Here is a 14,072-nt window from a genome sequence, read left to right on the forward strand (position 1 = left end):
TAAACCAATAACCAGATTTAGGGCAGGGTTGTCCTGCTTGGCAACGGCCTTGGACTTGACTGGTGATTTCGGGTTTAATCTTCGGCTGATCTTCGTAGTAAGGAGTCATATCTTCGCCAGCTTCTTGACGTTCGATAAATTCTTCATAAGTAATTTTGTAGGGGTCAATTGAGACAAACCTGCTGGTATCAATGCCTGTCTCTTTAAGTACGAGTGGTAGCGTATAATCAGGTTGGCTTTGCTGAATTTTTAATCCCATTTTTATGGCAGCAGTTTCGGAAAAGAGTCTGAATTCAGGGAATTCGCTGTAAAGCTTACTATATTCTTTAGTCAAGGGTTCGTCATAATCATTCGGAACGATTTGTTGAAGTAGCTCCACTTCATTGAAAACCTCTAAACTAATCAGGTAATGACGCTTATCTGTGGATGAATCTGTTTGTCTATTCATTCTAATATTTAAAAAGGTATCTGCACCATGTCGAAGCTGCCATGTTTGAAGATCATCGAGCTGCAACCACTGTTCAAAACTTAATGGATAAGTATAGTTAAGATTGTATGTATTTCCGTCTTCTTTGGTAGCAAATGTAAAGCTGCCTTTGGGACTTAAACGAGATTCACTTAAAGTTTTTGTAGGCGTCCAATTTTTATTCTGTAGCTCTTTAAAAAAAGACATCATTTTTTTATAAGCATCTTTGTCTGATATACCACTTACTTTGTGGTTGAATAAAAAACTAAGATTGATTCTAGAGAGTTTATAATTTTCTTGTTTATTATCCTCATAAGCTAAGACTGACATAACACCATTGATAGCAAATTCACCATTAGGATATTTGATAATGGCATTTGGTTCTTTGTATCTTGGAAAGTCATACCCTTGGAAAGTGGCTCCCATAGGTTGAACGTCTCCTTCTTGAAAAGCTTTATACTCAGGATTGGCGCTGTAAAGTTCTTTGGAAGTAGTATTAAGTTCAATATACAATGGTTTTTCAGGCATTATGGGGGTTACCTTATCTTGGGCGTTACAAGCGGTCATAAAGAGGCTTAAAAACAAAACGTAAGCAAGTTGCAGATAATATCTCATCGTGTTTTTCTTTTAGTTGAATGGATAAAATTTATCAGGTTTGTTATACCAACCTGCCATCGCTTGAAGTTGGCCTAGCATATATCTCTCTTCTTTTTGCATCAGTCCATGAAACTTTTCAGCAGCGTTATTAATCCAATTCATGCGGCTTTCATAGTCATACAATAGAATATCTGATTCTGGTTTAGAGACATATTTATCATATTTAGGGTCATCTTTAACAGTAGCGTGATTGCCACGATAACGATACTTTGGTTGTACCGTGACTTGCGGTACATTACAATTACTTGAGAAGAAGAGCTTAACCTCAGGTGCAAGACCTCCTGCCAATCCCATTGCATCGATTTCAAGCTGATGTCGCTTTTGCTTATAAATTAAGGGTTGTAGGACTTCGTGTTGTTCGTGCTGAGCAATTATTAGGACATTTTGACGTTGTGCTATTGCTCTCTCAGATGTGTTTTTTGAAGGAATTTTCTCAAATTTCTTAACTTCGTTAAAGCCCCTTTTTATGTAGTTATTACTTTTTAGGTTATTGATTTTTGGCAACGAGTCTGCTGCCCAGTCTGCTTTATCGATAGCTGATTTTATCTGAGGTACAAGTGTGTTCGCATTACGTTTGTCTATACAGTTAAAGAAAACTGCCGATCCAAACTTATTGTAATAATGATGCCATCCCGCAATATCCTGAAAAAGCCAGAAATTGCCTTGTCCAAACCAGTCACTTGCAGTGACTGCAATACCATGTTTAGTTACTGTAAGAGTCCAATGTTCCAAAGTGCAAGCTACCGTCTTACTAGCAAATGCACCGAGCGCCATCCAATAAAAGCGTCCTTTTTTATTTGGGCTTCCGTTTTTTTCAGTTTCTAAATAAAATCTAGCATATGTACCTGCTATTCGACGAGCTCTTACACTATAACTGTCCACAAAATCGTAGGTGTTGCTCGATACCTCTTCGCTCATACGCTCTAGACAAAACTGTTGAGAGACAGACCATAACTCTGCACAGGTACAGGTTTTCGGTGTACAGCTATTTATAGTCGTGTTGGTTTTCGCCTTGGTAACCATACTTTTATCCTATTTTTTCTTTGAGAAAGTAGACCAGATCAGTTGCATCTTTAGTTCATCTTCTTTATCACCTGAATCTACACGAGGTGTCTTACCCTCAATATCTGATTCTGACTTGATATTTACATTCTTGCCTTTTAGCTGATATTTCATATCTGGTAGAGGATTACCCATGGGGTCAACTAACTGTATCTGCTCATCAAAAAACTCTTTTTCCATCAATTTATCGAAAGGCAAACGCGATAAATAACTACTATCCAAATCGCCCCCAGCCTTACTATGCTTACCACCTTTCTCCGTAAACGATTTTGCACTAATGGTGATATCAGCGCCATCAAGCGTGATACTCGCACCACCAGCCGTCAGCGTAATCTTATTGGTCGCCACTATCTCAACTTCTTTGGTGGAGGAGGCGATGTTGATATCTTGCTTTGCCGTGGCATCTAATTTACCCGTATGGGCGGAGAGTGTGATGTTGTCCTTAGCATTGGTCGTACTAAATTGACCATCAGCGATTATATTGAGTGACTCGCTGCTGACTTGGCTGTGACTATCGCCACTACTGATTGTCATATCTTGCTGGGTCGTGGTCATCATCTCACCCATAGAGCGCTGAATAATCATATCTTCACTGATATAACTATTATCAGCCGCGCTATCGATCAGCGTGTAGGGCGTTGTTTGATGAGTTTCGGTTTGCTGTTCCGATGCAATGGACTCAAGCTGGGATTTGATGGCTTGATTGTCGTTGACATTACGTCCGAGTCCTGTTGCCAATTGTGTTAAACGCTCTGCCAAGTGCTGACCGCCAAGGCTGGTTTGGGTTAACGTCGGGGTATGGTGCTGGTAATTGTGTTGTTCAGACTGTATGTGAGTTTGCGGCTGGGTCGATAGGACAAGTGCTTCACCAGACTTAATATTAATTTGGGCATTGGTAGTGGCACTGATGCCTTGACGTTTGGCACTGTCTTTCGCTGGATTGATAATGCCCATTTTTAGACTAGCAGAAACGTCAGCACTGTCTACTTTTAGCTGTGAGTAAGCATGTTCTGTACGGTGATCGCTGATCCATTCTGTGAGACCGTTTTCTGTGTTGCGATAACCGCTCTCTACAGCTTGCTCGTTGTCTGTGGCGAATAGGCTAGGGCGACTTTGTGACAATAAGCTACCCGTATTTATTAGGTGTTCACTATCGCCAATAGATTGCATGAGTGTTTGATCATCCGCTCTATGAGTGAAGTGAGTGCCGTAGTTGACACCTGCTTGCGCCTCTAATCGGTTAATGGGTTGGGCTGGATGGTCAAGCAGGTGGCTTTTGGTAGGCGTCATATGATTACGACTATCAGCGTCACTTTGGGTCTCAGTGATTCCCGTCATTGGTGGTAGTGCATGTTTGCTATATAAGCTACCAACCCATGGGGTGTCCGCGGTAATAAGACGCAGCTGGGTGAGATGACTGCCAGATTCTAACGAAGAAGCATGGCGTTCATGATGGCGACGGCTTACGGTCAATCCTGTCATGTGCGCTAGGCTATTGCGAGCCAAATGAACGATATGAGTAGCGCGGTAGTTAGCATTTAACGCACTGTGATCGACAAGCATAAAGGTATCAGCAACGTTCAAATCTGTGGCATGAGTTAGTGCATGATAGAGACGATAATGACTTTGATGACTGTTTGCTACGATAGCCGCTTCATCGATGGTATCCGTGTCTGATACAGGAGTAAACGCAGCAGGAGTATCCAGTGTTAGTGAAGTAAGCGTGTTAGTAAGAGCTTGATTTTCTTCTTGTTTACCATTAATACTAGTAACAACGTCAGCGGACTGTGTGGGGTGTGCGACACTTGCACTATTGAAACGCTGCATCGTCACTAATTTTGGTTGGGTGTGAATCTGCTCACTGAGTGCTAAAACTGGTGCATGGACGCGGTCGTGTAACACTTGCTGATAGCGTAAAGCACCAATGTTTGAGCTGATGTCATCGATATCGCTTGGGTATGCTGAGGTGATAATGAGTTTTGGTGGGTGATGCTCGCCAGTTTGCTCATGCCGCAGGTACGCAGTCAGCCCTTGACGTGAGAGTCGCTCGCAAATATGTGTCCAATCACTCATTTGCCATTGGGTCATACGCGCTGGTGTCCAGCTAGCCTCATTTTTATCATTGCCGCTATCATCGATTACCTCTATATCTAAAGGTGCTGTGCGTTCTGTGACCATGGCTTGTACGGATAAATCTGTATCTACATGACAGTGCAAATGCTGATGCAAGCGATAAGTGATGGGCTGTGCGAGCAGACGATAATAACCAAAGCTACCATCATGATCGAGTTGATGCACACCCGTCACATATAGATGGCGATATCGTAAGCCACTTGGCGTGTCGAAGCTTAAGGTCAAAGGACTACCGATCAAAGGAGTCAGCGAGGTAAAAGGTGGATGATGACGCTCATGAATATAGACGTGTAATACATAAGCATCGATACCGTGCTGCTGATGTTGCTGACTACTATTGGGGTTTAACTGATCAATAATATCGGCTTCACAAGATTGTTGCATGAGCCTATGTTGCCACGCTTGATGAGCATTGAGGTCTTGTCGAGCACTTGGATAAGGCGCTTGAGTACTACCTTCACTGGCATAGAGCCTATCAGGATGCATGGGGAGCACGGTATTGGTCACGCGTAACATAGTAAAGTCTCTATTTTGAACAATGGCTTTATGAAGGCAAGTCTTTACCTGCCACTATCGTTATATACAGGGCATCATTTGCTAAGGGTGAATTCGATACGGCGGTTACGAGTGCGCCCTTCTTCATTGTCATTGCTGGCAATAGGATCAGCGTCCCCTTTGCCAGTAGTACTGAGACGGGCAGCATCGATATTACGACCTATCAGATATTGCTTAACCGCTTCTGCCCGTTCGTTTGATAGGGCTAAGTTGGCTGTAGGGTTGCCGACATTGTCGGTATGACCAGTGATAAGAACGGGTTTGTCACTGATGCGGCGCAAGACACCTGCCATGTCATCTAAGATACCTAGTCCCAGAGGTGTGAGGTTGGCACTACCAGATTCAAACTCGACAATACGATTGCCTAAGGTCTCATCTATGAGGCGTTGTTCACCTTCTACGACGACCAGCTGGTTTTCTAACTGATAGAGATCGGTGAGACGCGAGTGAATGCGATTCTGGATCGCTTGTTTTTGTTCAAGACTGCTTACCTTGCCATGTAAGCTAATGGTTGTACCATGGATGTCGATACGGCCTTGGCGAATGTTGGAGATATCACTATCGATAATGGCTGTGGTGATCTGCTGCCAGTTGGTTGGTATGCTAATGTTTGAGCGCACTTCAATCTCATCTCTGACAGGTTTGTCGGGATATTGCGCTTTGAGCTTTTCGAGAATCTGCTGCTTGTCTGAGCTGGTAGCGACCACACCTTTAATAACAACAGGCACATTTTGCGAGCCATTTGTCACATGGGCATCGTTATGTTCTGCAAAGACAGCAGCGCTAATAGGAAGAGTAATAGCAGCCGTTAATAGCAAGCGTCTTATGTGACTTGTTAGCTTGGGTGTTGTCGTTATGGAGAGGACGTTCATTCAAGCACCTTTTCTAATTTTAATGTGATTGAGCAGTGACTAATCGCCGTGTATGACGCCTAGTTATAAGTAGTTATTATCAAAGCTATTGTGCCAAAAATGTTTTTTTGAACAATTGCCTTGTGTCGTATAGATAGAGGTTGTCTTGCAACAATATTTTATTGAAACGGGACAATCCAATATCCTCATCGATATAGCCTTGAGTCCACTCACTATTGGCGATGACCACCCAATCCTCAGGATAATTGGTTTCATTTTTTGATATTTGTTCAAGTATCCGTCCATCGGGCTTAGTAAAGCTCAATAGCAGACGATAACCGTTAGCCACTCGGTACAGATAGGTGTTCAGATAAAGCTGATGCGGCTGATAAAAACCAGTAATCAAATCATGCCAAAAAGTTGCTAAGTAGATGGAGCTTTCTTTGTCAGAAGTGAGAGACCAGCAAATGACTTTATTAAGACCATAAAAGCCTTTGGTAAAAGTGGGTAAGAATAACAAGCCGGTAGCGATAATTTGTTGTATCAGTTGCGATTTATCGATGTCCATTAACACCGATATGTCATGCAAAGTTGTGGTGTTGATAAAATCATAATAGTAAGTGCTAGCACTATTATCGATAGTAAGCTGGCTATGATTGAGGTATTCCATGAGATGGGCGCTGTCAGTCTTAGACTTGGCCGTACTTAACACTTCGTAAGTATCATTCCAAAGGGCGAACGACTTGATTGGCAAATAGTTCATCCAGTTTTTGGGTTTATCAGAATGCAACACCCCAAAACCTATCAATGGATAGTTTCTATAGCTACTGTCGTGACTCGGAACAAGAACACCAGTGATGATTTCATGAGATCTGGTATCTACATGACTAAAATTTAAACAGTCGATTTTATTGGTATCGGCCTTATCTATTAGACTTTCACTGAATATTTTTTCCGAAATGGCGAGAGCTTGACTGACCCATTCATCAATGGCATTGGTCTCTGATATATGAGCACGTGCACGTACAAAGTCTCCACGCGCAGGCAGTTTACCAAAATATATTAAAGGTAAGCATTCAGGAGTCATGGTGTCTGCTCCTGCTGTGCTGTGTTCGCTGCATCATTATCAGTATTGGTGGCAGGGTCGCTGACTTGCGTATTATTGCTGTCAGTAGTATTGGCGGTGACATTTAGCTCGCCTGTTGGCGGTAAAGTACGGCTTTGTTCATCAATTTGAGTGATCGAGTTATTACTAGCAGGAAGGTTATTACTGTCAGCGTTGTTATCAGTGATGGGTTTTGCCGTACGCGTGACCCCAAGGGCGATGACCTCATCCGGTAATTTCATACCCGTAAATGGATTGGTGGAGCGACCTTGACTGGCAGTATTGCTATTGCCACTGATGATTCTAAAGCGCACAGAGACAGTGATACCATCACCTGACCAAGCCATCTCAAAGATACCGTCACCAAGCTCAGTACGACGTGCGCTATTGATAAGACGTTCGACGCCAAAGCTACCCGCTTCTTCAAAAACGATAAAGTCTTTGCCATCATAATCTTTAGCTCTAATGCTCGCACCCGGTTGGCTGCTTGGATTGGGCCACACAAACGTTGTCCATGCTTGCGTGCCCATACGATAGCGCAGTTGCTGACCATCGACGACAATCGTATATTCGGTCAAGCCACTGACTGGCAATGGCATAATCTGAAAGGTCGTTTTATTGGAAGCGCCATTAGTACCAGTTGAACCCGAGCCAGCACTATTGCTGCCAGTATAGTTGACAAAATATCGGCCAAAGTCAGCGACAAACTGCGGACTCAGACCCAAACCTGCGCCATTCCATATCTTGCTTGAGATTTGGTCGCCGCGGCGAATGATAAAGGGTGACAGTGTCTCGTTGACGAATCGCGCCACGTAGCCATCTTCCCCAAAGAATTGGCCGATTTCTGTTGGTGTCGCTTCTAAATTGGCATTGGCAGTAAACGGATATTTTTTCTCTAAAGTATCGAGGAAAGGTTTGCGTACTTGTGCTTTCCAAACTTTATTAATCTCCGCTTTCGTTGGGGTCAAAAGCATATTGAATGAGCGAGTCAGCGGCTCACTTAATAACGGGCGCACGAGTTGTTTTATGTCAGAGTTGGCTTGACTGAGTATTTGTTCATCTAATATTTGTAGAGACTTGGTTAATTCTGATCCTTCGGGGCTGAGCGTTTGTGAGGCAAATAATAAAGCATCAGGACCGATGTCAGCACTACGGGCAATATTATTAAAGCGAGTTCTGATATCTCCCAAGCTTGTTAAATAGTTGTCTAATAAGGATAGGTTTTGGTTGTCCTCTCTTGGTGTCACTAATGTGTGAATAGAAGCGAACGCTTGTGCTATCACACCTGATTGTGCTGGCGTTGCAGGCGCAGCAGGGTTAGAGCTGCTGGCGTTATTCATGGCCGCTTCTGCTTGTCGCAGTTCTGCTGGGCTTTGACGAAGTATGGTTTGTTTGAACCAATTGACAAATGAGCGCCGAGACTCGCCATTACTGGTAGAAGTTTGCATGGCGGCTTTATTGTCCCACTGGGTTTGACGATCAACGGTCTCGAATAGAGTTTTTAACGGTGACTCTGTAGCGTTCGATAGCTGGTTTAATAAGACAGCATGGTCATCGAATCCTGTGCTATCACGAACATAAACTTGTGATAAAAACCGTTGCCATTCGCTGATGTATTCTTGTTTATAACGATTGACCAGATACTGCCTGATTTGTTCAGGACTGCCTGTCAAAGTTAGGTCGTCTTGGCTACTGGTTGCCAGTACCCAATCATCTGCTACTACTCTTGAAGTGGCAGCTTTGTCAATCTCATCGCTGACAAAAGACTCCCATGCTTGTTTGGTAAAAGTACCTGAGATGACATAACTGCCAAGTAGTGCTTCATTAGCAGTGTCTTGAGTGATCTGAGCCACCGTGACTGAGGGAAAGCGGGCAGAGGAGCGCATTTTAATTTCAGAGTAAACACGCTCACGCGCAGGTTGGCCTTTGCTGACTTTAGACAGATTGCTACGGGTTTTGTCTATCAGCCCTAAGTCATTTTGGATAAGTGGAAAAGTGGGATCATCGACATGAGCCAGTGTGAAGCTCAAAATGCGCTCAGCTTGGCGAATCATTTTATCACGCGGCATATCCGCACGATTGGCTTCAAGCCAGTTACGCCAAAACCGTGTCATCTGATCGCTTAAATGACTGGTCTCTAAATTGTCATGATTGCCAAGCATCAAATACGCTTTGAGCGCATTATAAGCGTCTTCAACGTCGGTAGGGTCGGACTGAATATAGGTGTCAATAATGGCAGCCTCAGACGCCTCGTCAACTTTTGACTCGTCTGTGCGTACTTCTAACTGATCGGCGTTTGTATTGACCTCTGTCAAAAACTTCTCTATGTTTTGTGTCGTAGGCGCTAAGACGATGATGTTGATACCATTGTAGTATTCTGCCAGCAGTTTTTGCTTGAGGGTATCGCCTTGATAGAGGCCAAAGCTTAAAGCCAGTGGTTTGTCTTCTTCATAGCCTTCTAGTTGTTCTATTCGGCTTTGTAAGATACTGAGTGACTCAAGTTGAGATTGTAGATTACCATTGGCGTTCTTTTGCAGCTGGGCAACTTGTTGTAAATCAGCCACTACGCGTTCTGTCAGTTGTTTATTATTGGCATATGACCATGTCCACAGACCAACAGCCGTGCACAAAGTAACGACAGCGGCTAGAGTGGCAAGCGCGCGATGACTGCGTTTGTTGCGATTTTTGTGCTGCTTAACCAAATGCTTGTCTTTTAAAATAACTTTTGAAAATAGGTCTTGCAAAAAGTAGGGCTTGTCTGCGGTTTCTTGCTGTGCATTAAGCGGTATAGCTGGCGAGTGTAAATCGTAGTTTTGCACCATTTGCAGGGTCATTTGGCTGTTAACTTGCCCATCTTGCAAGGCGCTTGTAAAGTAAAACCCACGCAGTATGGGTTTAAACTGAAAAGGATTGTCTTCAAACAAGGCATGCATGAGCGTCCGTATCATTGGACGTAGCGATTGAAATTCCATAGGAAACGTCATGAGACTCGGAGATACAGTACGCTGATGACGCAAAGATAACTTAGTCGTGCTCAAGTCTTTTAGGCCATTGACCAATATGCCGAAATGCTCTTCAAACACATCGGTAATATTGATGTTTTCAGGATCTTCGGGATAGGGAATGGTTGCGCCCCATACTTGATTACGCTCTTCTGGTTCATAGTCATGAAAAAAGTCACGGAAGCCTGAGACCAAATCCATCTTGGTAAAGACCACGTAAACGGGCGCATAGACCTCTAACTGTTCGGTTAAGTCTTGGACTCGACTGCGTAGGTTTTTGGCCAAATCCAAGGCGTAGCTTGGATCATTTTTGGTGAGTTCGGCGATGCTTACAGCAATGATAATGCCATTAATTGGCGCTTTAGGTCGATTCTTTTTGAGCAGGTTTAAAAAGGACAGCCACTCTGAGCGATCTTCTTCATAAACAGAATAACGTCCTGCGGTATCGAGTAAGATTCCTTCGGTTGAAAAAAACCAATCGCAGTTACGCGTACCGCCAACTCCTTTTACCGATAGTTTATTGGTTTTTTCCATAAAGGGAAATTTTAGGCCTGAGTGTAGCACTGCCGAGCTTTTCCCCGCCGCAGGATTACCAATAACCATATACCACGGCAGCTCATATAGTGCTGCTTTACCCGTTTGGTCACCAATTTTGGATTTACGTATGGTTTTGATGGCATCTTGCATTTGCTGACGTAGTGCTTGTACCTCTTGAGCATTTTCATCTTTTGCTACAGGCGTGTCTTTATTGTGGCTTTCATTACCATTATCTTCGACTAGATTGGCCAGCTCGTCTGAGGCGGCTTTACGTTTTTTCCACAGGTAGTAGGCAAGCGCGCTGAGCATTGCACCTATTATAAGGATACCGATAATAGTGAAAAAGGTTTTAATCGTCACATAGTCATACAACAAGACTAGAGCGACTAGGATACCCAAAACTACCAACACTCTTGGATTGTAGATAAGATGAAAAAACCTTGAAAACATGCGTGCTACCTAGTGTGATTTTAAGATAATAAAATGAGTATTTGCAACGACAACGTGTTATCAAAAGCGATCAGTCAGATGTCTTAGGTGAATCAGCTAACCAAAGTATGGAACAACGCTTATGTTGGGTAACTAAAAATATTAATTCTGACTCTTGTTTGCTATTTTCAGCTGAATTAACGAATAGTGATAAGCTGATAAATGGTTTTAGCCACTGGTTCAAGGGCATATAATGCCCTAAATGATGTTCATTTACCAGCGCACCTTTTACTATAAATGCTTCAAGAAAACGTAAATACACTGATACATCATAAAGCTGATTTAGTGGATTAATGTCCGATATAGCTGTAATCGTTCTATCTGATAGAGCGACATTAGTTTTGGGAATAGCCTTGGTGGCTTGTGTCGTAATTGTCTGCTCGTCTGCATTTATGGGTGACAATGACAGATTATTATCCATTAGTAGATTCTGAATAGCGGTTAAATGCTCAAGATAGTGATGTCTGTTACGGAGGTGCTCATGAGGATTAGAATAGAGAGGTGTGCCAGTATTTGTATCAAGGTCATGGCTGGCGTGATGATCATGTCCATTGTTCTTACTCGTATTGTCTTTATTACTAGGCGTGCCAATTTCAGTCAATAAAATACGCGAGCTGGTATCGATGTCGAGCACATCTTGAGCCGCTTGATTAAAAAATACCAGCAGCACGCCAGCTTCGGTAGGAATGATGTTAGAACCATTGCTTGAGTACAAGTGAGCATCTAACCATTCATGCTTGATTTGTGAGTCTGCAATGAGTATTAAACACAGCTCAGGGACAGGTGATTGAGACAATGGTATCAATTGTTCATGGATGAATTCAGACGTATCATCAGTCTCTGTATCGTCTGCTATGTCGGTACCACTGCTCACAATAGGCGTAATGGAGAGTAGAGATTCCGGAATACCATAGTTGGCCAATTGCGCTTTTACCAGCGTGATAAGTACTGACGAATCAGCGCTGGCTGGTATACATAGGTAGACGGGTAGTGCGGACAGTGAGGCGTGAGAACAAACAGACATGCGGCTGCTTTCTTCATTTGCGCTAACCAAATAATGTTGCTGCCATTCAGGATGAATGTGTAGAGCTGAGTTGGGCTGAGTATCGTCTTGTTTATAATACTGATCGAAATGTTCGGCGAGGGTGGAACATACATCATCGCTCAAACTAAGCAGCTCGTGGATCAATGAGTACAAACGCAAGGTTGTACTATTGGGGGAGTTGTCATTAAGATCTGAATCAGTTGTATCCGCATCAATCATATATTCATACGGTAAAGAGGCGGCATCAGGTAAATTGTCAATCGGTTTTATTAATATCGGTAATCCATCCATGTCCACCAAATCGTCACTCAATACTGTTAAGTCCTCATCATTATCAATCACCTCGGACCAGCAGTTTCCCTCAGGTAAACAAACACGGCTATATATAAATAACTTGTGCGTCACTGGCTGCTTGATAGTTTCTTGCTCACCAAATTTTTCACCGCCAATATCTGATGTATTTACGTCTTGATTGTCTGATCTTTTTTGCCACCATAAAAGGATCATGATGGAACCAAGTAATAGCAAGGGAATCGTCACAAACCACAGTAGTAGGCTAGATGCAGTAAGCTGTGGTGTATTGTCTTTGAAGTACATCCAAACCAATATGAGATACAACACTAAAAGTATCATCAAAACAAAGCGGCCATATGACAGTATTTTTTTTGCGCCCACTTATAAAAACCTCTTATTTGTTTGGTTTTATTACTATATTTTTAATACGACCATTATCATTAGACAGTATTTTATGGTATTCGCATGATTCTTTCTAGTATATTTAAGGACTTTATTTTACTAATGTTTCATTAGGTTATGAATGGCGGTCATAACCTAAAGGTTTTATACCATTAGATAATCACTATATATAGCAAGGAATATTGAGGTTTTTAGATAAGAATTGACGATATTAAAGAAAAAAAGCCTACTTATTAAGGATATAGCTGAAGAATATATAATAAATTAGTGAAATTAAGTAAGCTTTATTTTAAATAGAGAAGATTTGTCTATATAATACTTGCAAAATATCAATGATAAACGCCTGTTCGTTTTATTTACGTCGTCGTCTTAATTGTCAGCCCTTTTACTTATGCTTTACGTGACTGTTTCTGTCTTTACGCTTGTTGCTATCATCATCATTGTCATGCTTTTTGATAGACAATTATATGGGCGACTGTTTGATAAAGCAGCGATCAGCTATCAGCGGTTATTTGGCTTTAATATCAGTCGTCCATTCACAGTAGCGCCCGCAAAGTTGCTTTGCGCTTGTATGAAAAAATGTAGAAAACTGATATCACGTTTGGATGTTTCTCGCATTCCAGTCATATCAGCATTATCGCTATTGATTGTCATGGGTACGGCTGGGCTTTGCTATGCCTTGATTACCAATAACTCTCTTGAGGTTCATCATGCTCAAGATGCGGTCGTCAGTACTGCAAATACCCAAATCAGCCAATTACTGATAGGAGAACACCTGCGGCCACCACCACAGCCACCAGCAGAGATTTTCGCTGAACTTGATGCTGAGATTGCCAGCTATCAAGCGGGCAAAATAGAAGATGGCTATTGGCCAGATACTCAAACGACTGTACCTCAAGATGACAGAATCCTGATGCTACCTGAGCCTGATTTGTCGGATTTAAATGCGCAAGATCACACTGCTGGCTATTCAGGCGATATGCTGGCTTCGCATCTACATAATGGTCACATCAATATTAAAAATGCAGACCGTAACTGGCAAAAAATGAATTCGGATTTTGTTCAACGGTTGTTGGTCATATACAAAGTAATGAGTGATCAATATGGTTATGACATGGTGCTTCTAGAAGGCTACCGTAGTCCTGCAAGGCAGGCAAGATTGCTGAAAAAAGGAACACATGTAACCAAAGCTGGATCATACAAGAGTTATCATCAGTTTGGTTTGGCAGCTGATAGTGCTTTTATCAGAAATGGCAAAATTGTCATAACTGAAAAGGATCCTTGGGCGATGCGAGGCTATAAATTATATGGTAAAGTAGCCAAATCTGCTGGACTTGTGTGGGGTGGTGATTGGCGTATGATGGATCTTGGGCATGTGGAGCTACGCAAAAAAGGGGTGCTCGGCCGTCCAGAAATGGCAGAAATTTTGACCAGTCAATAATGATTATAATCTTTTAGGATAAGTTAGAATTAT

8 protein-coding genes are annotated in these 14,072 nt (G+C 42.5%); 1 reads left to right on the forward strand and 7 read right to left on the reverse strand.

Annotated features, from left to right (window positions below; translation table 11 throughout):
- The 7 genes from JMY02_RS08335 to JMY02_RS08365 all read right to left on the reverse strand — a co-directional run.
- The coding region (locus JMY02_RS08335; protein ID WP_201597121.1) for a hypothetical protein at positions 1-1,033 on the reverse strand (1,033 nt) is incomplete at its 3' end.
- A 60-nt stretch (positions 1,034-1,093) separates the two neighbouring features.
- Positions 1,094-2,146, reverse strand: a complete 1,053-nt coding sequence (locus tag JMY02_RS08340; protein WP_201597123.1) for a DUF2515 family protein — start codon at positions 2,144-2,146, stop codon at positions 1,094-1,096.
- Positions 2,147-2,155: 9 nt separating this feature from the next.
- Positions 2,156-4,834, reverse strand: a complete 2,679-nt coding sequence (locus tag JMY02_RS08345; RefSeq protein WP_201597125.1) for a DUF2345 domain-containing protein — start codon at positions 4,832-4,834, stop codon at positions 2,156-2,158.
- Between the two features lie 74 nt (positions 4,835-4,908).
- Complete coding sequence (locus JMY02_RS08350) at positions 4,909-5,745, reverse strand: OmpA family protein (RefSeq protein WP_201597127.1); 837 nt, start codon at positions 5,743-5,745, stop codon at positions 4,909-4,911.
- Positions 5,746-5,830: 85 nt separating this feature from the next.
- Complete coding sequence (tagF, locus tag JMY02_RS08355) at positions 5,831-6,811, reverse strand: type VI secretion system-associated protein TagF (protein ID WP_201597129.1); 981 nt, start codon at positions 6,809-6,811, stop codon at positions 5,831-5,833.
- Positions 6,808-10,818, reverse strand: coding sequence for a type VI secretion system membrane subunit TssM (gene tssM / locus JMY02_RS08360; protein WP_201597137.1), 4,011 nt, complete (start codon positions 10,816-10,818; stop codon positions 6,808-6,810). The genes tagF and tssM overlap by 4 nt, the downstream gene beginning before the upstream one ends.
- Before the next feature lie 70 nt (positions 10,819-10,888).
- Positions 10,889-12,538: a hypothetical protein gene (locus tag JMY02_RS08365; RefSeq protein WP_201597140.1), complete on the reverse strand. Its 1,650-nt coding sequence runs from the start codon at positions 12,536-12,538 to the stop codon at positions 10,889-10,891.
- Between the two features lie 460 nt (positions 12,539-12,998).
- On the opposite strand from JMY02_RS08365, the gene JMY02_RS08370 reads away from it, so the two are divergent.
- A complete protein-coding gene (locus JMY02_RS08370; RefSeq protein WP_227678454.1) occupies positions 12,999-14,039 on the forward strand; it encodes a M15 family metallopeptidase in 1,041 nt (346 codons plus the stop codon).
- The last annotated feature ends 33 nt before the right edge of the window (positions 14,040-14,072 follow it).

This window comes from Psychrobacter vallis (genome assembly GCF_904846715.1).
Classification (GTDB): Bacteria; Pseudomonadota; Gammaproteobacteria; order Pseudomonadales; family Moraxellaceae; genus Psychrobacter; species Psychrobacter vallis.

Excerpts from the sequence above, each read along its gene's own strand:
- JMY02_RS08340 (WP_201597123.1), bottom strand. The coding sequence starts at position 2,146 with ATGGTTACCAAGGCGAAAACCAACACGACTATAAATAGCTGTACACCG.
- JMY02_RS08345 (WP_201597125.1), bottom strand. The coding sequence starts at position 4,834 with ATGTTACGCGTGACCAATACCGTGCTCCCCATGCATCCTGATAGGCTC.
- JMY02_RS08350 (WP_201597127.1), bottom strand. The coding sequence starts at position 5,745 with ATGAACGTCCTCTCCATAACGACAACACCCAAGCTAACAAGTCACATA.
- tagF (WP_201597129.1), bottom strand. The coding sequence starts at position 6,811 with ATGACTCCTGAATGCTTACCTTTAATATATTTTGGTAAACTGCCTGCG.
- tssM (WP_201597137.1), bottom strand. The coding sequence starts at position 10,818 with ATGTTTTCAAGGTTTTTTCATCTTATCTACAATCCAAGAGTGTTGGTA.